This is a genomic window from Helicobacter hepaticus ATCC 51449, from assembly GCF_000007905.1.
Classification (GTDB): domain Bacteria; phylum Campylobacterota; class Campylobacteria; order Campylobacterales; family Helicobacteraceae; genus Helicobacter_C; species Helicobacter_C hepaticus.
The window spans coordinates 147600-167700 of sequence record NC_004917.1 but is presented as its reverse complement, the minus strand read 5'-3'; the positions used below and the strand labels follow the sequence as shown (position 1 = coordinate 167700).

Genomic DNA, 20101 nt, shown 5'->3' with positions numbered 1-20101 from the left:
TTATTTAAAGACTTTTTGATATGTCTTTAAAATTCCTTCTTTGAGCGAATATGTATGTTTCCAACCCAAAGTTTGGATTTTGCTTACATCGCTTAATTTGCGCATTGTGCCATCGGGTTTGCTAGTATCAAAGCAAATCTCCCCTTTAAAGCCCACAATCTCTTTGATTAAATACGCTAAATCTTTGATAGAAATATCCTCGCCTGTGCCGATATTAATCTGCGTATTGCGGATTTGTGTAGAATCTTTGGCATATAAATCTTTAAAGTTTAAATTTTGCATAATAAACACGCACGCGTTTGCCAAATCCTGCACATATAAAAATTCCCTTTTGGGATTGCCACTTCCCCATATTTCTATACGTTCTGCGCTTATGCCAAATCTTTGGAGATATGCTAGTGTTGTTGTCTCATCATTAAAGCCAAGATTTTGCATTATTTCTTGGAGTTTATTTTGAGATAAGAGCTTTGCTAAATGAAATTTACGCAAAAGAGCCGGGAGAACGTGAGATTTTTCCAAGTCAAAATTATCATTTTCGCCATAAAGATTTGTTGGCATTGCGCAAATAAAATTTGTGCCATATTGGAGATTATAAGATTCGCACATTTTAAGTCCTGCAATTTTGGCAATCGCATAAGGTTCATTAGTGTATTCTAGCTCGCTTGTGAGTAAAGAATCTTCAGAAATGGGTTGCGGGGCATTTTTGGGATAAATGCAAGTTGAGCCAAGAAAAAGCATTTTTTTCACACCACTTATATACGCATTGTGGATAATATTATTTTGAATGGCAAGATTTTCATAAATAAATTCCGCTCTATAAGTGTTATTTGCTAGAATCCCACCCACTTTTGCCGCACATAAAAATACATATTCAGGCTGCTCTTTGGCAAAAAATGCACTCACACACTCCGATTGTGTCAAATCTAGCTCTTTATGGGTTTTAATCAGTAAATTAGTATAACCTTGATTTTGAAGTTCTCTATAAATTGCACTCCCCACAAGTCCCCTATGCCCTGCAACATAGATTTTAGAATCTTTTTGCATTTGCTTCCTTATATGATTAAAATCTTCATTATTCAAAATACCGCATAATTTTGTATCCACCTTCTTTGAGATACACATCTTTGCGCATTAGTTTTAAATCGCTCTCCATCATATCATTGACTAAATCTTTCAAGTCAAATTCACGATTCCAGCCTAACTCTTTTTCAGCTTTGCTTGGGTCGCCAAGGAGTAAATCTACTTCTGTGGGGCGAAAATATCGCTTATCTACCGCAACAACTTCTTGTCCGATTTTAAGATGCTCTAAATTTAATCCAAGACTTACTGCTTTAGCAGAATCTAACGCACTTACAACGCCTTTTTCATCTGCGCCACTTCCTTGAAATGCTAATGTGATACCACAATAGGCAAATGCTAAACGCACAAAGTCTCTAACTTGTGTCGTTTTCCCTGTGGCAATCACCCAATCCTCTGCCTTTTCGTGTTGTAAAATTAACCACATCATTTTGACATAATCCTTTGCATGTCCCCAATCGCGTTTAGCGTCTAAATTGCCAAGATAGAGCTTATCTTGTAGATTGAGTGCAATTTTAGAAGCTGCACGTGTAATTTTACGTGTTACAAAGGTTTCACCTCGCACAGGGCTTTCGTGATTAAACAAAATTCCATTACACGCAAACATATTATAGGCTTCTCTATAATTCACCGTAATCCAATACGCATACATTTTCGCCACTGCATAAGGAGAGCGGGGATAAAAGGGTGTGCTCTCACTTTGAGGAATCTCTTGCACCTTGCCAAAGAGTTCAGAGGTGGAAGCCTGATAAATGCGCGTTTTGTCAATAAGATTTAAGAATTTTACTGCTTCTAAGATTCTAAGCGTGCCTATTCCATCGGCATTTGCAGTATATTCGGGTGTTTCAAAGCTTACAGCTACGTGGCTTTGCGCGGCGAGATTATAGATTTCATCAGGTTGGACTTCTGCAATCAAACGCGTGAGATTCATAGAATCTGTCATATCGCCAAAATGCAAGTAAAATGGAATTTTCTTATTATGATGTCCATCAAAGAGATGATCGATTCTATCGGTGTTAAAAAGTGAGCTACGCCTTTTAATGCCGTGAACTTCGTAACCTTTATTGAGTAAAAATTCACTCAAATACGCTCCATCTTGCCCTGTAACACCTGTGATTAATGCTTTTTTCATTCTTAACCTTTTATTTTAATATAAAAATTAAAAAATGTATTGTAGATTAGGTTTGCTTAAATCTCAAAACACCTTATTTACCAAGTGTGGTGTGCAAGAAGTTATAAACGCGATTTTGTAGCTCAAAAATCTCACGCACAATAGGATAGATAGATTCATCTTTAAGCAAGAATCGCTCATCTTCATCTGTTTTAAAATAATAAGGCTGAGATTCTATCATTGCACAAAGCATTTCATAACGCACACGAAGGGCTTTTAAGTCATTGTTTAAAAGTGTCTCAAGCTTTTTTTCTCTATCTATTACCCTTTCACAAAGCATAATAAGAGATTCTTTAAGTTGATAAAAATCCCGCATAAGTTCATCAAAAAGCTTTAAGGTATGAGGTGAGTAAAGTTTTTTGTCATTTTGACTTTGCGTGATAAGCAAGGAGAGCTCATCAAGGCTTCGCACAAGTTTATTTTGCCCTTCAAGCACTTTACTTTGAGATTGTTCTAAGTCTAAAGTGAGTGTGGCAAAATGTTCAAGACAAAGCTTTATTTGGGGTAGCAAATCATCAGCACTATATCGTGGATAGAGTATTTTAGAGATAAAAAAGGCAAATAAGAATCCAAGTAAAATATCACTAAAGCGATAGGCGATAAGTTCAATGAAATTATTATCCACAAGGGCAAACATTAATACAAATTCAAGCATAAGCACCAAAGACCATAGCACAAAAGGATAAGTTTTAAAATAAATAACTAAAAAAAGATTGAGCACAAAGATGATATACAATAAAGGAGAATCCCAAGCTATAAATACTAAGCTCACACCAAGCAATAACCCAATGAGGCTTCCAAGTATAGAATCTTTGCCCAATGTCTTAATAGTGCCGATGTTTGGGTGCATCATTGTAACTACCCCAAGTGCAATCCACGCGCCGTGATTAATCTGAAAAAATTGTGCAAAAAACATAGCAAGTCCGATTGCTCCTGCATATCGGATACCATAAAGCAGTGGATAGGGATTATGCGCAAGAGCATCGCGCATAATCTTTAGAGTTTTTGGGGTAGTATTTTCAACAAAAGCTTGAGATTGTAAAGAAGAAAGTCGCGTAAAAGATTCTATTTTGGAATAAAATATTTTAAGAGCGTTAATCCATTCTGAATCCGCATTATTTTCCATAGCATTGAGGAGGGATTTTTTTGTAATAGAGGGCTTTTTGCCATAAAAAATATGTGAGAGTTCATAAAGATTGCTTGTCATTTCTTTTTGTGCTTGAATAAGTAAAGTAGAGCGATGATGTAAAAAATAATAATTCATTAAATCAAGCACATAGCATACACTTTCAAGTTTATAGAGATAAAAAAGTGCGCGTTTATGGTTTTTGATAAGATGAGCATCTTTGATTTTAGCAGAGGCAGAGGTAAGCTTAGACTTAAGCAAAGAGATGTGATTGAGTGTTTGAGTTTTGATTGTATCATAATCTTTTGTGCCAAGATTCTCACTCATCATTGAAAGTTCAAAGAGCATAGCAACAAATTGTGTTTGAATAAACTTACCATATTGTCCAAAAGAAATAAAAAGCCGTATGCCTATACTCACACTTCCGCCGATAAAAGCCGCAACTACACACTGCCATAATGAGATTTCTGGGTGAGAGCCCGCATAAATATTTGCTACAAGCGCGCTAATGAGTGCAAGAGTAAGCACTTTTGGCAAATCGCTATCATATACTTCGCTTATCCCAATCCCAAAGGCAAGAATCATAGAAGGGATTATAAGCCAAAGGCTTTCTTCCCATATGCCAAAAATAGGTATAAGCGCGCATACAAAGGCAACAAAAAGCACAAGATATTTCCAATCCATATCTTTATTGCTTCTAAAGCCGTTGAGGAAAAATACATACATTCCCATCATTACAGACCAAATAAGCACTTGTCCGCCAAGAAGAGTGTAGCATATCGTTCCACTAATACAAATTGCAATCATTGCCTTAATGGCATAAATAAGTCCAAAGAATCCTGCATCATAGACATAAATAAAGCGTTTAAAAATGAGATTATGTAATGATGAAAACAGATGTAAGTGCATAGAGATTATTTTTTATAATAATCTCCACTTGCGCTAATACACTGCTGTGTGCATTGATTATTATTGCAAATCGTGCGACATTCTACACTTTGAAAATTACCTATAGGCTTTTTTTGTTTTGCACTACACGCACTCAATATACCTATTGAAAAGGCAATGTATATAACAATACTGATATATTTCATATTCTATCCTTTGATATTTTGTTCTCTTGCTTATGTTTTAAGCATTTTTAATACCATATTTTCTTAAGGCAAAATCGGCTACAATCATAGATTTATGAGTCATTTCTAAGACTTGGTGTCTTAAGGGAGGGATAATGTCATATACATCTAAAATTAAAGCCCCTCGTTTGAGCGCGGGATTATTAAAGAGGATTTTTGTTGCTGCAAGTATTCGCCGTTGGAATGACCAAGCTACACCAGTAGAATTTGTGGAGCTTGATAAGCAAGCGCATAAAATTGTCATTGCTTATATTTTGGCAAAATATGAGGAGAATCTCGGTAAAAGTGTGGATTGGGAATCTTTAATATTACAATTTTGTTTTGAATTTTTTGAGCGCATTGTTTTGACAGATATTAAACCACCTGTATTTCACAAGCTAAGAGAGACGCATAATAAAGAACTCGTTAAATTTGTGTGTGAATGTTTGGAATGTGATTTGAAAGACTATGAGTTTTTCTCTTCTATGGGGGAATATTTGCTTGGTTCAAAAGACAGCTTGGAGCGACAGATTCTTAAAGCTTCCCATTATTATGCGTCTAAATGGGAGTTTGATATTATTTATCATTTTAATCCTTTTATGTATGATGTGCAAAATATCCGAAATATCATCAATAAACAAGTTGAAGAGCATTATCATCTTGCAGGTATGCAGCAGATTATGCTTTATGAGAATGTGCGTGAGCTTGTTGCTATGTTTGGGCAGCTTAGATTCCAAAAACGTTGGAGTCAAACACCTAGGATCCCAGCTACTTCAGTCTTAGGGCATACACTTATTGTAGCTTTAAGCGCGTATTTGGTGAGTTTTGACATAGGCTGTTGTGAGAAAATGCGGATTAATCATTTTTTGTGTGGATTATTTCACGATTTACCAGAAATACTCACACGCGATATTATTTCGCCTATTAAACGCAGTGTAAAAGGGCTTGATAGACTTATTAAAGAGATTGAAGAAGAGGCTGTAAAAAAGAAAATTCTAGCGATTGTGCCACCTAATATCGCAGAAGATATTATTTATTTTACGCAAAATGAGTTTGCTAATCGCTATATTATTGAGCATTTTCCTCATAATGCTACAAGTGGTGAAGAACTAATGGATAAATTCAATCAAAATGAATACAATGGCATATATGGGGAGTTTCTTAAAGTATTTGATAATTTAAGTGCGTATTTGGAAGCAAAAATCTCTATAAGCCACGGCATATCAAGTGATGATTTAATAAATGGAGCACAAGGTATTTATGATAAATGCGCCCAAAAAGTGATAAGAGGTGTAGATGTAGGTAAGATCTTTAGGGATTTTGCTTAATGAATATATAAACATTGGTAGATAAAACGCGATAAAATGCCGTTAAAGTAAAAGATTAAGGAGAAACAATGATTATTATCCCTGCAAGATTAGAATCTACACGATTCCCAAAAAAAGTATTATGTGATATAGGTGGGTTGCCTATGGTCGTGCGCACAGCACTTAATGCACAGCAGGTAGATTCTGTTGTGGTGGCGTGTGATGATGAACAAATAGCATCTGTATGTAAAACACATAAGATTCCTTGTGTAATGACAGCTAAAAGTCATAGTAGCGGCACAGATAGATGTGCAGAGGCAAGTAAAAAACTCGGATTGAGCGATAATGAGATTATTCTTAATATTCAAGCTGATGAGCCATTTTTGGAAACCTCTGTGATACGCACTTTGCAAGATTTGATGAAAAAACATACGCCATTTATGGGTAGTTTAGCTAAAATTATTTGTGAATCCGATATAGCAGATTCTAATCTTGTCAAAGTTGTGCTTAATGCACACAATGAAGCAATTTATTTTTCACGCTCTCCTATTCCATTTTGCCGAGATGGACAGAGTGAGGAATTGAAAACTTATCCATACTTGGGGCACTTGGGGCTTTATGGATTTAGCGCAAAAAGTTTGCAAGAATTTTGTTCGTTACCAAAAAGCCCTTTAGAGGAGATAGAAAAACTCGAGCAGCTTCGCGCACTTTATCAGGGTAAAACTATTGCAATGGCAGTAGTGCAAACCCAAAGTGTGGGAATTGACACTCCACAGGATTATCAAAGAGCAATAGAGCATTTCAAACATCAATAAATAGGAAAGAGTAATGAGTGCAGTAAGCGTAAATGATAAAGTAGATATGCGTAAAGATTCTATCTACAAACTCTTTTTTTATTTTTTTATCCCTAATTTATGTGCAATGCTTGCGCTTTCGACTTATTCAACCATTGATGGTATTTTTGTGGGAAAAAAGCTTGGTGAAAATGCACTTGCTGCTATTGGGCTATGTTGGCCTATATTTCCTGCTCTCATTGCTTTTGAATTACTCTTTGGCTTAGGAGCTGCTTCTATTGCTTCGTATTTTTTGGGTAAAGGACAAGATAACCGTGCAAGATTAATGTTTAGCTCGGTATTTTATTTTGCTACCCTCTCTTCTGTCATTATCGGCGTAATTCTTTTTTTCTGCGTAGAAAAAGTCGCTCTTGCACTTGGGGCAAATGAGTTGGTGCTGCCCTATGTGGTAGAGTATTTGCAAGTGATTTTTTTGAGTGCTGTGATTATGGTGCTTCACCCTTTGCTTGATATTTTTGTGATTAATGATAAACGCCCGATTTTGGCAATGATGGCGATGATTATTGGCTCTGCATCAAATATTGTATTAAATTATATTTTTTTATTTGTGTTAGAGCTTGGTATGTTTGGCTCTGCACTTGCTACTGCTATGGGACACGGATTAGGTATGATGATACTTTTAAGCCATTTTGTGCGTAAAAGAGGGCGCATTTATTTTGTATGGCGTTTTTCACTCAATGCTGTGTTTGCTTCTGCAAAAAATGGTGTGCCTCAAAGCATTTCTGAGCTTAGCGTAGCATTTGTAATGATTATGTTTAATCACACATTGAAAGCTTTAGCTGAAAGCGAAGAGATGAAAGTGAGCTATCTTGCTATTTATAGTATCGTGATGTATGTGGGTGTAGTTTGTTTTACAATTTTACTCTCTTGCGCTCAAGGTGTGCAGCCTGTAGCAAGCTATAACTATGGAGCTGGAGAGATGAAGCGAGTGAGGGGGATTTATGCTTTTGGAGTGGGCTTTGCTACTGCTTTAGGCATTTTAGTTTATGCAGTATTTATGAGTATAGATTCTATGCTCGTCAAACTTTTTTTAAAAAGTGGGCAAGAAATGATTTTAGAGCCAACCCTTGAAGCAATGAAAGTGTATTTTATAGGCTATATATTTTTAGGATTTAATATTGTGAGTGCAATATTTTTCCAATCAATCCAACGTCCAAAAAGCTCTTTTCTTATCACGCTCTCTTATAATCTCATTTTTGTGAGTATTTTACTTTTTGTTTTGTCTTATTATTATGGTGTTTTTGGCGTGTGGCTTTCTTATCCGCTTTCTCTTGTGTGTTCAAGTATTGTCGTTATAGGCGTGATTTTTTATGAATCTCGTTATGGTGTGCTTGGTAAAAAGGTATCATAGCAATGTGATTTTACCTTTAGTAGTGGCAAGGATACCTTTGCTCTTTAGTATTTTAAGTGTGCGTGAGAGAGATTCTGGAGAGATATTGAGGTTTTGGGCAATTTGTCTTTGAGTTTGTGTGGGAAGTAGGGCTTTATGATTTTTGAGATAGGCTAAAAGACGCGTTTGGAGATTCTGATTATGTGCAGTGATATGAGATTCTAAGATTTGTATTTTTTGACACAAAGAAGTGATAAAAAGTGAGCACATTTGTGTATCTTGTAAAATATGTGTATAAAAAGTCTCAAAATGAATACTGATTATTTCACAAGGCTGCATACATTGTGCATTTGATGAGTAATTTAATCGCATAAAAAAAGGCATTTCAGCAATAAGAGAGGGTGCAGCGATAGTATGCAAAGTGCATTCGTTATCATCAATATCTGTTTTGCTTTTATAAAGTCGCACCTTGCCTTTAAGGAGTAAAAGAAGGGAATATACTCTCTCCCTCAAAAAAGAGGATTTCATTTGCATTATAATATCGTTTTTTGCCAATGCGTGAAAGAGTATCAAAAAGTAGTTGCATTCTTATCCTTTTTTATAAATACTCAATTATATTATAGTAAATCTTAACATTTATCAATGTTTTTTATTCTTTTTTGTTTTAAGATATACCACAACAAATAGAATAAAAGGATTATAAATGGACATTCTTTATCCATACTTTCTTACTCTGCATTTGATATGCGCGATAATATTTTTGGGTTATATTTTTACCGATGTGGTGCTGCTTACCCCAATAAGAAAATGTGTGGGTGATGAAATTGCCGATAGGGTATTTGGCGTAATAAGCAAAAGAGGTGTAAAAATAATGCCTTTATGCCTAGCTCTTTTGGTGCTTACAGGTGGAGCAATGATAAGCCGTTATATTGGCAGTGTGCAAGGATATTTGCAAACACCTTTGCAAATTCTTTTGGTTATTAAAATGTGTGTTGCATTCGTTATTGTGGTGATGGTAATTATTTCACTAAGTTGTAAGTTTTTGAAACTTAAAAATCCTTTGGCAAAAGTGATACACCCCATTGCATTATCTCTTGGTCTTATCATTATTATTTTAGCAAAAGTAGCATTTTATGTATAAAATTTTAAGATTCTTAAGGAGGAGAAAATGAGTATTGAAGCAGTAGGTATCGTGCTATTAATCAGTTTGGTGGTTTTTATGATAATAAAACTTGCATTACTTTTAAAATAGGAGAAAAAATGACTTTTGAAAAAATTAATGTGGATTCTATTCGTAAGCTTATGGATATTTTTTATGCAAAAGTGCGTGCGGATAAAAGTGGTTTAGGCGATATTTTTAATACAAAAATTGGCACAAGTGATGAGGTGTGGGAAGTGCATAAAGCAAAGATTGCAAATTTTTGGCAAGGAATGCTTTTAAATAGTGGTGATTATAATGGGCAGCCTCTCAAAGCTCACCTTGATTTACCACCTTTTCCACGCGAGCTTTTTAATGTGTGGCTTAATTTATTTGAAGAAAGCTTAAGGGCAGTATATGCAAAAGAGGAGCATATTTCGCTGATATTGCAACGCGCTCAAATGATAGCTCAAAGATTCCAATATATAATATATGAGAGCGGGTTGCATCACTAAGTTTATGGATACAAAAGGGACTATAGAATCATAAGAATTAAAACCTCTGTTATGTAAATGAAATAAAAAAATATTTATTTGCGCTTTTTCCCCATAAGATGTGCTATAGAACCAGAGTAAGCAATATTTTCAGCAGGGATAGAATCATTATTGAGAAACTCGCTTATACCACCATCTATGGATTTAAGTTGTGCGTTAATCTCATCTTCTTGATAGGCATAGTGCATATTTGCGCTCATTACTCCCGCCATAGATTCTATATGTTTGTTAATAGCTACTTCTTCTTCGGTGTTTTGAGATTCTATAACGACAATAAGCTGATTTGTAGCTTTGTCTTCAATATATATTTCACAACCCTGTATTTCTTTAATAGCATTTTTTACAGATTCAAAACTTTCTTGAGTAGTTTTCACAACGATACTTGAGATATTCATTATTTCTCCTTAGATTTTGGCAGTTTCCAAATGATAAATGTTTTATCATCATTGCCTGAAATGAGTGTATTTTTATCATAAAAAATAAGACTATTAATAAGTGATGTAGAACCTTTGAGTATGAAATGCTCTTTTTGTGTGGCAAGATGAATAATGCTAATATCATTTTGTTCATTTTTGCTAAAAGCTGCCCACATAGCATCAGGCGAGATACCCACTGCATAAATAAGAAATGTGCTCTTAATGCTCGTAGCATTTGTAAGGGTAAATTTTGTTTTAGGGCTTGATTGAAAGGTGTAGATTCCCATCTGCCTATCCACACTTGCGGTTAGAATCTTATCACCTGCAGAGGCAATTTGGTAGTTATTGTCTTTGTTTATTTTATCAAGGCGTGAAAGCACTTTGCCATTTGAACTCTCAATCACATTTACAATACCAGATTCATCAGTGCTAAAGATAAAAGGCGCATTCACACATAAATCAGAAAATCCAGCAAGGCTTGGGTGAGTTATATACACAAATTGAGCACTTTTAATATCAAAGAGCCCAATCTCATTACTTAAAAACCCTACAACAAGCTTATTGTCTTCGAAAGCGATAATGCGTTTTGGTGCAGTGTGGGTATTATAAATTACTTGAGGGGATTGTGTAGCAGAGAGCTTAAGGATTTCTTTTGCACCGCGAGAAGCCTCGCTAAGAACAAAAAGTATCTTGCCATCAAAAGTAGTAATGTCAAATACACGTGGTGCGTGAGTATTTCCAAAATAATCTTCAATGAGTGGCAAAGTTAAACTATAAATTTTGTGTGCTTTTTGTGAATTATCAAGCTTAAACACATCAATTTCACCTATTGCATTACCTACAAAAATGTGTTCCCCAAAGGTGCTGATATGCGTGATAATGCCATTTGTATGAATAATTTGTGCATTTTTACTCTCAATTACAAGAGCTTTTGCGCACAGGGGCAAACATAAAGCAAAAAAACACAAAAGCCAGCACAATAGTCTTTGTGTGCTAAACTTTCGTGTGCATCTTTGTAGAGAATCCACTTTATTTAACCTTAATTTACGCCCTCATTAAGAACATCAAGAAGATTTGATGATTTTTTGCCCTCTTGAGTGCGGAAAGCAGGTGAAAAAGTATTGGCAATAGCTGGTGCTACATCTGCCTGTGGAGTATGACATAACACACAATTAAATCGTGCGTGAGAGACTTCGCCTAAATTTTTATTTGTGCGCAAATCATAAGTATGCGAAGCAGGAACGGCTATAGCACCTACATCTGCTGCAACTGCAGGGTCGTGGCAAGTAAGACATTGATTATCATCTTTTGTGATAGGTAGCATACCTTCTATGCTGTGAGAAATCATAGGTGGAGCATTTTCAAATGAGCGTTCAATAAGTGTGCTCTCGCCTGCAGAAGCATTAGGATATGCATATTGAAGCAATTTGACATCTTTTTCATCTTGCAAATCCACTTTTCTTAAGCCAATTTCACTATCTTTAAACATTTCACCTTGTATCTCTTTAGACACATTATCACTTTTAGATTCCGTAGAATCTGAACACGCGAAAAATGCCAATCCAAGTAACCCAATTATTAAACTTTGAGCGTATTTTTTCATCTTTTCTCCTTGTGTGTAAAATTTAAAATACTAAAATTCAGTGCGTTATCATCGCACACCTCAATACATCTCCCACAGCGCAAACAAGTCATTGTTTTTAATGCGCCTCCTTGTTTGCCAATAGGTTTTAGGACTTCAGGCTCAGGGCAAATTTGCACACATTTCATACATTTTGTGCAATGTGAAAGTGTATGATGAACGCGTAAAAGTGCAAATTTCCCAATGAGTGAATACATTGCCCCAAGCGGACAAATATGCCCACAAAAACCATTTTTAAGCACAAATAAATCAAAGCAAAACACAGCCACTATGGCAAAAATGCCAAAACCCATACCAAAAACTACACCACGATGCACCATAGAGATAGGGCTAATAAGTTCAAAGGCAGCTACACCAAATATTGCACTTAAACTTAAGCCTAGCCCTAAGATTACAAATCGTGTAGAACGCGAAAGAAAGAGCTTACGTTGAGCATAATTTAATCCTAGCTTTGCGCGTAAGAAGTTTGCAAAATCTGTTATAAGATTAATAGGACAAACAAAAGCACAATAAGCTCTCCCTAAAAATATGCCATAAATCAGCACTACAAGCAAAGTTCCGAGCAATACATCAAATGCTAATCCACCACCTGCAAGAAAAATTTGCATTACGCTTAAAGGGTCTGTGAGATTAAAAGCGCCACCAAACCAGCTTGAATGACTTAAATTTCCTTGCACGATAGAGCTTAGTATGCTTGGTTGCTTTGCCACCACAGAGCTAGAATCTCCTATTAGAGATTCTATATTGCCACCAAAAACACCCAATTCTTCTTTGTTTTGCACATTTTTAAGTGTCGCAATAGAATAATTCCCCATTATAAAAAGTGCAAGAATTACAAATTGAGATAAACGCCTAAGAAGCAGATATTTTATTTTTGCAAACTTCATTATATCTCTCCAAGTGAATTGTTGAGATACTCTAAACTATCGCTATGGCTAGGTTTTTTAGACTTGATGTTTTTTTGTTCTTTGAGTTCAAAAAGTCTGTTTTCATCAGTTTTATCCCAACCTTTGATATAGTTTGTTCCCATTTTACCTAATGCAACACTACGAGGCAACACAATGATTGTGGGAAGCTCCGTTACACACGCTTTTTCACACATACCACAACCTGTGCAATAATCACTATCTACTACAGGTAATAAGAATCCGTGCTTTCCAGTGCGTTCGTTACGTTTATATTCAAGCTTAATGGCTTTGTCAATAAGCGGACACGCACGATAGCAAGCATCACATTGTATGCCTGCATAAGCTACACAATGTTTAGAATCCACGATAGCTATACCCATTGTGGCATTATTAATATCTGCTTGAGTATAGCTTTGCCCATCTTCTTCGTGTTTTTTGGGTTTGTAAAGACGTTTTAAATCAAGTGCATCAGTGGGACACGCTGCTGCACAAGGAATATCTTTACACATATAGCAAGGCACTTTGCGAGCTTCAAAAAATGGTGTGCCAAGAGTGGTATCATCATTTGGTGTAGCAAGTTTGAGCGTATAAAATGGACAAGATTCCACACAAAGCCCACATTTAATGCAGCTTGCAACAAAATCAGCATCATTTTTGCTCGCACCAGGGGGGCGCAAAATATTAGCATTTCCAGCTTTAGCGACATTAACATACGCGCCCCATATAAGTGCCCCAAATAAAGCAAAACCTGTATTTTGCCCTATTTTAAGCAGCACTTCGCGTCTTTGAGGATTTGATGGCTTGAGTGTTTCGTCTGACACATTTTATCCTTATGCTTTATACACTTTCACAGCGCACTTTTTAAAGTCTGTTTGCTTTGAAATTGGACAAGTTGCATCAAGGCAAACTTTATTGATAAATACATTTTCATCAAACCAAGGCACATAAATAAGCCCCTTTGGTGGGCGGTTTCGTCCGCGTAAATCAAGTTTTGCTTTGACTTTACCTCTTCTAGATTCTACCCATACCACTTGATTTTGCTCTAAATTTTGAGCATTAGCATCATCAGGGTGCATATAGCAGAGTGCTTCAGGCACAGCACGATAAAGTTCAGGCACACGCATAGTCATTGTGCCAGAGTGCCAATGTTCTAATACGCGCCCAGTGCAAAGCCACATAGGATATTCTTTATCGGGCATCTCACAGGGGTCCATATAAGGACGAAGGAAGATTTTTGCTTTGTTATCAATACTAACTTTTTCTTCGCTTGGAGCATTAAGTGAGCCAGCAGGCATATCTTTGCCCTTATTGCCGTAGAATGCAAATGCTTTACCATTACCAAGTTTTTGCGCATAGAAGTCATATTTTGCATTAAATCTCCATTGTGTTTCTTTACCATTTACAACAGGCCAACGCAAGCCTCTTACGCGATGATAAGTATCAAAATCAGCTAAATCGTGAGCGTGTCCTAGTCCAAATTGACGATATTCTTCCCAAAGATATTTTTGGATAAAAAACCCATATCCTTTAAATGCTTCTCCATTGCCATCTTCAACATTCCGAGAATCGCCCAATACTTCGGTATTAAACTCATTTTTAAGTAGAGCGTCTTGTGCGCTAAAGTTTTTTGCATTTTTGTTGGCAAAAAGCACATCAAAGAGTGTATCTTCTTCTGTATAGCCCATAGCTTTGGCAGATTCTAAAACCGGTTTAATATCAAGGGCTTCATATCCTTTGTCCCATACTTCGCTTAGTTTAAAACGTTTTGCAAATTCAGCCATTTGCCAAATATCAGGCATAGCCTCACCGGGTGCTACAACTTGTTGCTTCCAATGTTGAGTGCGTCTTTCAGCGTTACCATATGCACCCCATTTTTCATAAATCATCGCTGTTGGCAAAATTAAATCTGCCACTTTGGCACTTATGCCCGGATAACACTCGCTTACAACGATAAAGTTATCTTGCTCTCTTGCTGCAGCAATCCAGTGATTAGCATTGGCTGTATTTTGCCAAGGATTATTTACTTGCACCCACGCCCATTTGATATTACCATCTTCTAAATCACGCATAATCTTCAAATAGGGTGCACCGATTTTGCTATTGAGTGTGCCAGAGGGGAGATGCCATATTTTTTCTGTAATCTCACGATGTTTTGGATTTGCTACTACCATATCTGCTGGAAGTCTATGTGAGAATGTCCCCACCTCACGAGCAGTGCCGCACGCGCTAGGCTGTCCTGTAAGTGAAAACGCACCACTGCCGGGTTTAGCTTGTTTGCCAAGAAGCATATGGACCATATAACTTTGTTCATTTACCCAAGTGCCTCTTTGGTGCTGATTCATACCCATAGTCCAAAAGCTTACAATTTTGCGATTTTTATCAATATAATAATCTGCTAAACTTTGAAGCTTTTGCTTGAAAGATTCTATACTTTCATCAGGATTACCCTTAGCAAGATTGGCTACAAAATCAAGTGTGTAAGGCTCTAAGCCTTTTTTGAAATCTTCAAAACTAATGCCCCAGTGATTTCCTGCTGCACCAGCTTTATCCATTTTCATTTCTTCACCTGCTTTGATGCCTAAATATTGCAGTGTGATACCCTCATCATTGCTTACTATTTTTGATACTTCTTTAGCAACTATATCTCTTTCTTCAGGTTTGAATTTGGGGTGTTGAGGATTATTTCTCATACCATAACCGATATTGACAAAACCTGTGCTAAAAACGCAGTTTTCTTTTACAAATGCTTCATCTACAGCATTACGATTGATAATCTCGCGTGCAAGAAAATTCCAAATTGCTAAATCAGTATGTGGTTTAAAGATAATCTCAATATCTGCTAAATCCGAAGTGCGATTCGTATAAGTAGAGAGATTAATCACTTTTACATTACTACTGCTTAATTTTCTATCGGTTACACGACTCCAAAGCACAGGGTGCATTTCAGCCATATTTGCACCCCAGGTAACGATTGTGTCTGTAAGTTCAATGTCATCATAACACCCAGCAGGCTCATCAATACCAAAAGTTTCCATAAAGCCAACAACCGCACTTGCCATACAATGTCGTGCATTTGGGTCAATATTATTGCTTCTGAATCCGCCTTTAACAAGTTTTACAGCAGCATAACCCTCTTGAATTGTGTATTGTCCAGAGCCAAAAACTGCTATACCTGTAGGTCCAAGCTCATTGTAAGCCTTTTTGAATTGTTTTTCCATTTCATCAAAAGCTCTTTTCCAGCTTACAGGAGCAAATTTACCTTTTTTATCAAATTCTCCATTACTATTGACACGCAAAAGAGGCGTTGTAAGCCTATCTGCTCCATACATAATTTTGGCGCAAAAATATCCTTTAATACAATTTAAGCCACGATTCACTGGTGCTTCCGGATCGCCTTTAATTGCTACAATTTTAGCTTGTCCCGTATTATCTTTTTGTGTAGCTACCATAATGCCACAACCTGTTCCACAGAATCTACATACTGATTTATCCCATTTCCACAGCTTTTGCGCATTTTGTGCTTCTGCACTCATTACGCTTGGGATACTTAGCCCGACACTTGCTGCTGCCGAAGCTGCTGCTGCACTTTTAATAAAGTCTCGGCGTGAAAGTGTGGGCTTTTTACCTTGTATTTTGCTTGTCATAAAGCCTCCTTAAAATTTCGCTTACATTTGGAGAATCCAAATGATTGAACGAATCTTATCCTTGATTTTCATTTTAGATACTTGATATATATCAGTTATATTAAAAAAATATTTTACTTTTTAAACTTTATATTTATATTTTAAAATATATTACGAAAATGAGAAAGCCTATTTTGTGTTGCAATTATGAATCTTAAGGTTAGAACAGATGAAGGAGTATTAACCTTGAGCAAGTATAATCTAAGCTCTTTTAAAATTATTATTGTTACTCAAATTGATTAAAAAATTAAATTATTTATTATGGAAAAACAAATGCAAGAAATTATCCAAGAAAGCTTTGATTTTGCCGCAGATTTGCAAGAAAAAATTAATACGAGCATAAGCTCAAGAGAGAAAGCCTTTCATTTTAAGATGCAAAAACTTTTAAATGACCCTAAAGCTAAGGTTATGCTTATTGAATTGCTTGATCGCTCTTTTCGTTCAAAAGAAGCCAAGACAAGTTTTGAATTTATAGAATATTCTTTAAATAAATATGGCATACCTGATTTTTTTAGTGCTTTTGAGAAATTTTTGCTTTTTGCATTTTTACATTTTGGAAAATTCACTCCACATTTAAGTGTGCCATTTTTTATACGACATTTAAGAAATGACACTAAAAGTATGGTTTTAGATGCTAATGAGGCACAATTAACATCTCATATTTTAGCAAGAAAAAATCAGGGCAATATTATCTTAAATGTTAATCTTATAGGTGAAGAGGTGTTGGGTGAAATTGAGAGCAAATATCGCATAAAAAAATATGAAGAAGCTATAAAAAGCAATTATATTACCTATATTTCTATAAAAATTACTACAATTTTTTCTCAAATTAATATCATAGATTTTGATTATTCAAAAGCAGAAATAGTAAAGAGGCTTGAGCATCTTTATGCTTTAGCCTTAGAAGAAGAGCAAAGACAGAATCAGCCTAAGTTTATCAATCTTGATATGGAAGAATTTAGAGATTTAGAGCTTACAGTGGCTGCCTTTATGGAAAGTATTGCTCAATTTGATATAAAGGCAGGCATAGTGCTTCAAGCATATTTGCCAGATTCTTATGAATATCTTAAAAAGCTGTATGCTTTTTCTAAAGAAAGAGTTTTAAAAGGAATGAAACCCATTAAAATCCGCTTTGTTAAAGGCGCAAATATGGAATCCGAGGCGCTTATTGCTTCTCAAAGAGGTTGGGCAATGCCCACTTTTGATAAAAAGATAGATACAGATAGTAATTATAATAAAATGCTCGATTTTGTTTTAGAGGATGATAATTATAAGTTTATTCATATTGGTATAGCAAGTCATAATATTTTTGAAATAGCTTATGCTTATATAAGGATAAAAAGAGCAAATGCACTAGATAGTTTTACTTTTGAGCAGCTTGAGGGTATGAGTATGCAGTGTTCTTTGGAGTTAAGTAAAATACATCAACTTATCCTTTATGCCCCAGTTTGTGATGAATCTCATTTTAACAATGCTATAGCTTATCTTGTAAGAAGGCTTGATGAAAATACAAGTGAAGATAATTTTATGAGACACTTTTTTGGGCTTAAGGTAGGAGATAAAGCGTGGAATGTACAAAAAGAGCTTTTTCTTGCCTCTTTAAAGGGTATAAAAAATCTTGATAATAGCACACATAGAATCCAAGATAGAAATAATGTGCCAAAAGAACAAAGCGCGTATCAAAGCGGAGTTTTTAAAAATGAGCCTGATACAGATTTTATTCTTGCTCAAAACAGAGTTTGGGCGCAAAAAATACGTGTTAAATATGAAAATTTAAGAGACATCAAGCTTTATCCTGTTGCTGGCGAGCTTGACTTCACGCACAAGAAATTAAAAAATGTAGAACAAAAAGATAAAATCAATAACCAAACCATAGCACATATTTATTTGGCAGGAGAAAATGAGATAAAAGAAAGTTTAAAGGTCGCTTTAAGCGCAAATGAGAATCTAAGCTTTGATAATCTCTATGAGATTTTAAGTAGCACTGCTCAATTAATGAGGGAAAGAAGAGGGGATTTAATAGGTATAGCTGCTCTTGAAGTGGGTAAAACTTTTTTAGAACTAGATTCTGAAGTAAGCGAAGCTATTGACTTTCTTGAGTTTTATCCATATTCTTTAAAGGAATTAAGAAGAGCAAACCCAAAGACAAGATTTAGTCCAAAAGGCGTTGGCTTAGTCATAGCACCTTGGAATTTTCCTATAGGTATTTCGGTTGGGAGTATTAGTTCTATGCTTGCAAGCGGTAATGTAGTCATTTATAAGCCTTCATCTTTGTCAGTATTAAGTGGTTATGAGATTTGCAAGTGTTTTTGGGACGCTGGTATCAGCAAAAATAGACTTATCTTTTTGCCCGCTAAAGGAAGCGATATATCCAAATACCTTTTAAATACTGATGAAATCAAAGCTTGTGTGCTAACAGGAGGAGAAGAAACAGCTTATACTATGTTGAGAACCAATCCTACTTTGTGGCTAAGTGCTGAAACAGGAGGAAAAAATGCAACCATAGTTACAAAAATGGCAGATAGAGATCAAGCTGTGAAAAATATTATTCATTCAGCTTTTTCAAATTCAGGGCAAAAATGTTCAGCTACTTCTTTGCTTGTGCTTGAAAAAGAAGTGTATGAAGATGAGGAGTTTAAAAAATGTCTTATTGATGCAGCTTCATCTTTGGCTATTGGTTCGCCTTTTGAATTTAAAAATAAGCTTGGGGCTTTAGCCGATAAGCCCAGTGATAAGGTTAAAAAAGCTTTAAAAGAGATTGCTCCTTATGAACATTGGGTTTTAGAGGCTAAGTTTATCAATAAAAATGAGCATTTGATGAGTCCTGCCATAAAATATGGCACTAAAAAAGGAGATTTCACTCATACAAATGAGCTTTTTGCTCCTATTTTGAGTGTGATGAAAGCGCAAAATTTAGAAGAAGCTATTGATATAGTCAATTCTACGGGTTATGGGCTTACCGCTGGGCTTGAGAGCTTAGATGAAAGAGAATGGGAGTATTTTCATACTCATATAGAAGCTGGAAACATCTATATAAATAAGCCAACCACAGGAGCAATAGTGCTTCGTCAGCCTTTTGGAGGAGTAAAAAAATCTGCCATAGGTTTTGGTAGAAAAGTTGGAATTTATAATTATGTAACACAATTTTTACATATAAGCCAAGATGAGGCTGATATGAATGTCAAAGAAAATGTATTTAGCAAGACTTTAGCTGATCTAAGTTTAAAATTAGATTCTCACTTAAAGGCAGAATTACAAAAAGCTATTTTAATGGCTAAAAGTTATACTTATCATTATGAAAATGAATTTAGCCAAAGTAAAGATTATGTGCAAATTAGAGGTGAAGATAATTTCTTTTCTTATACGCCTATCAAAAGTCTTGCTTTGAGAATAAGCGCAGATGATAGTTTAAGTGATATTTTATCTGTGCTTATAGCAGGAAAGATAAGTGGAGTGAGAGTTTATTTAAGCTACGAAAAAAATGAGAATCTTGATTTTATCCAAAAAGAACTTCGCATTTTTGAGTTTGAATCCAAAAAAGAAAACGAGTTTGAATTTTCAAAAACAATAGCAAATTTTGAACGCATTTTTTATTATGGCAAGCCAGATAGGCAAAATCCTATTTATCAACAAGCGGCTTTAAATGCCAAAATTATTAAACGAGATAAGCCTTTAATTAATGGGCGTTTTGAGCTTTTGTATTATTTTAATGAAAAATCTTTAAGCATCTCTTATCACAGATATGGAAATCTAGGGGCAAGAGTTTTGAAGTAAGTTTTGATT

Annotated in this window: 17 protein-coding genes; 6 read left to right on the top strand and 11 right to left on the bottom strand. The window is 35.5% G+C overall.

The genetic code is table 11. The annotated features are described in order from the left end of the window. From HH_RS00855 to HH_RS00840, 4 genes are all read right to left on the bottom strand, one after another. Complete coding sequence (locus HH_RS00855) at positions 1–1044, bottom strand: GDP-L-fucose synthase family protein (RefSeq protein ID WP_011115016.1); 1044 nt, start codon at positions 1042–1044, stop codon at positions 1–3. A 28-nt stretch (positions 1045–1072) separates the two neighbouring features. Next, on the bottom strand, positions 1073–2209 hold the full coding sequence (gene gmd, locus HH_RS00850) for a GDP-mannose 4,6-dehydratase (RefSeq protein ID WP_011115015.1): 1137 nt from the start codon (positions 2207–2209) through the stop codon (positions 1073–1075). A 73-nt stretch (positions 2210–2282) separates the two neighbouring features. After that, positions 2283–4283 carry an FUSC family protein gene (locus HH_RS00845; protein ID WP_011115014.1) on the bottom strand — a complete coding sequence of 667 codons (2001 nt, stop codon included), beginning with the start codon at positions 4281–4283 and terminating at the stop codon, positions 2283–2285. A 5-nt stretch (positions 4284–4288) separates the two neighbouring features. Continuing rightward, complete coding sequence (locus tag HH_RS00840) at positions 4289–4468, bottom strand: hypothetical protein (RefSeq protein WP_011115013.1); 180 nt, start codon at positions 4466–4468, stop codon at positions 4289–4291. Positions 4469–4602: 134 nt separating this feature from the next. Between HH_RS00840 and HH_RS00835 the strand changes: the two genes are divergently transcribed. The 3 genes from HH_RS00835 to HH_RS00825 all read left to right on the top strand — a co-directional run bounded on the left by HH_RS00835 (position 4603) and on the right by HH_RS00825 (position 7998). Then, a complete protein-coding gene (locus tag HH_RS00835; protein WP_011115012.1) occupies positions 4603–5814 on the top strand; it encodes an HD domain-containing protein in 1212 nt (403 codons plus the stop codon). A gap of 68 nt (positions 5815–5882) precedes the next feature. Beyond that, positions 5883–6608, top strand: a complete 726-nt coding sequence (gene kdsB, locus HH_RS00830) for a 3-deoxy-manno-octulosonate cytidylyltransferase (protein WP_011115011.1) — start codon at positions 5883–5885, stop codon at positions 6606–6608. A gap of 13 nt (positions 6609–6621) precedes the next feature. Beyond that, a complete protein-coding gene (locus tag HH_RS00825) occupies positions 6622–7998 on the top strand; it encodes an MATE family efflux transporter (protein ID WP_011115010.1) in 1377 nt (458 codons plus the stop codon). Here the strand turns inward: HH_RS00825 and HH_RS00820 are convergent. Beyond that, entirely contained in the window at positions 7993–8445 is a 453-nt protein-coding gene (locus tag HH_RS00820) for a Crp/Fnr family transcriptional regulator (protein WP_011115009.1), read from the bottom strand. The genes HH_RS00825 and HH_RS00820 overlap by 6 nt on opposite strands. Before the next feature lie 235 nt (positions 8446–8680). Between HH_RS00820 and HH_RS00815 the strand changes: the two genes are divergently transcribed. Both HH_RS00815 and HH_RS00810 read left to right on the top strand, forming a co-directional pair. Then, positions 8681–9118 (top strand): hypothetical protein, encoded by a 438-nt coding sequence (locus tag HH_RS00815; protein WP_011115008.1) that lies wholly within the window; start codon positions 8681–8683, stop codon positions 9116–9118. A gap of 119 nt (positions 9119–9237) precedes the next feature. Next, on the top strand, positions 9238–9630 hold the full coding sequence (locus HH_RS00810) for a group III truncated hemoglobin (protein WP_011115007.1): 393 nt from the start codon (positions 9238–9240) through the stop codon (positions 9628–9630). A 74-nt stretch (positions 9631–9704) separates the two neighbouring features. On the opposite strand, the gene HH_RS00805 is transcribed toward HH_RS00810, so the two are convergent. The 6 genes from HH_RS00805 to napA are packed head-to-tail and all read right to left on the bottom strand — an operon-like array spanning position 9705 to position 16279. Beyond that, positions 9705–10064 (bottom strand): chaperone NapD, encoded by a 360-nt coding sequence (locus HH_RS00805; RefSeq protein ID WP_011115006.1) that lies wholly within the window; start codon positions 10062–10064, stop codon positions 9705–9707. Next, positions 10064–11113: a WD40 repeat domain-containing protein gene (locus HH_RS00800; RefSeq protein ID WP_011115005.1), complete on the bottom strand. Its 1050-nt coding sequence runs from the start codon at positions 11111–11113 to the stop codon at positions 10064–10066. The genes HH_RS00805 and HH_RS00800 overlap by 1 nt, the downstream gene beginning before the upstream one ends. Positions 11114–11124: 11 nt before the next feature. Further along, entirely contained in the window at positions 11125–11688 is a 564-nt protein-coding gene (locus HH_RS00795) for a nitrate reductase cytochrome c-type subunit (protein ID WP_011115004.1), read from the bottom strand. Then, positions 11685–12614, bottom strand: coding sequence for a quinol dehydrogenase ferredoxin subunit NapH (gene napH / locus HH_RS00790; RefSeq protein WP_011115003.1), 930 nt, complete (start codon positions 12612–12614; stop codon positions 11685–11687). The genes HH_RS00795 and napH overlap by 4 nt, the downstream gene beginning before the upstream one ends. Further along, positions 12614–13456 carry a ferredoxin-type protein NapG gene (napG, locus tag HH_RS00785; protein ID WP_011115002.1) on the bottom strand — a complete coding sequence of 281 codons (843 nt, stop codon included), beginning with the start codon at positions 13454–13456 and terminating at the stop codon, positions 12614–12616. The genes napH and napG overlap by 1 nt, the downstream gene beginning before the upstream one ends. A 9-nt stretch (positions 13457–13465) precedes the next feature. Continuing rightward, entirely contained in the window at positions 13466–16279 is a 2814-nt protein-coding gene (gene napA / locus HH_RS00780) for a nitrate reductase catalytic subunit NapA (protein WP_011115001.1), read from the bottom strand. Between the two features lie 312 nt (positions 16280–16591). Here napA and HH_RS00775 point away from each other — a divergent pair, with 312 nt between their 5' ends. Continuing rightward, positions 16592–20092 carry a proline dehydrogenase family protein gene (locus tag HH_RS00775; RefSeq protein ID WP_011114999.1) on the top strand — a complete coding sequence of 1167 codons (3501 nt, stop codon included), beginning with the start codon at positions 16592–16594 and terminating at the stop codon, positions 20090–20092. The last annotated feature ends 9 nt before the right edge of the window (positions 20093–20101 follow it).

What these genes read in the sequence shown, in the direction of transcription:
- HH_RS00855 (WP_011115016.1), bottom strand. Translation starts at nt 1,044, where the DNA reads ATGCAAAAAGATTCTAAAATCTATGTTGCAGGGCATAGGGGACTTGTG.
- gmd (WP_011115015.1), bottom strand. Translation starts at nt 2,209, where the DNA reads ATGAAAAAAGCATTAATCACAGGTGTTACAGGGCAAGATGGAGCGTAT.
- HH_RS00845 (WP_011115014.1), bottom strand. Translation starts at nt 4,283, where the DNA reads ATGCACTTACATCTGTTTTCATCATTACATAATCTCATTTTTAAACGC.
- HH_RS00840 (WP_011115013.1), bottom strand. Translation starts at nt 4,468, where the DNA reads ATGAAATATATCAGTATTGTTATATACATTGCCTTTTCAATAGGTATA.
- HH_RS00835 (WP_011115012.1), top strand. Translation starts at nt 4,603, where the DNA reads ATGTCATATACATCTAAAATTAAAGCCCCTCGTTTGAGCGCGGGATTA.
- kdsB (WP_011115011.1), top strand. Translation starts at nt 5,883, where the DNA reads ATGATTATTATCCCTGCAAGATTAGAATCTACACGATTCCCAAAAAAA.
- HH_RS00825 (WP_011115010.1), top strand. Translation starts at nt 6,622, where the DNA reads ATGAGTGCAGTAAGCGTAAATGATAAAGTAGATATGCGTAAAGATTCT.
- HH_RS00815 (WP_011115008.1), top strand. Translation starts at nt 8,681, where the DNA reads ATGGACATTCTTTATCCATACTTTCTTACTCTGCATTTGATATGCGCG.
- HH_RS00810 (WP_011115007.1), top strand. Translation starts at nt 9,238, where the DNA reads ATGACTTTTGAAAAAATTAATGTGGATTCTATTCGTAAGCTTATGGAT.
- HH_RS00805 (WP_011115006.1), bottom strand. Translation starts at nt 10,064, where the DNA reads ATGAATATCTCAAGTATCGTTGTGAAAACTACTCAAGAAAGTTTTGAA.
- HH_RS00795 (WP_011115004.1), bottom strand. Translation starts at nt 11,688, where the DNA reads ATGAAAAAATACGCTCAAAGTTTAATAATTGGGTTACTTGGATTGGCA.
- napH (WP_011115003.1), bottom strand. Translation starts at nt 12,614, where the DNA reads ATGAAGTTTGCAAAAATAAAATATCTGCTTCTTAGGCGTTTATCTCAA.
- napA (WP_011115001.1), bottom strand. Translation starts at nt 16,279, where the DNA reads ATGACAAGCAAAATACAAGGTAAAAAGCCCACACTTTCACGCCGAGAC.
- HH_RS00775 (WP_011114999.1), top strand. Translation starts at nt 16,592, where the DNA reads ATGCAAGAAATTATCCAAGAAAGCTTTGATTTTGCCGCAGATTTGCAA.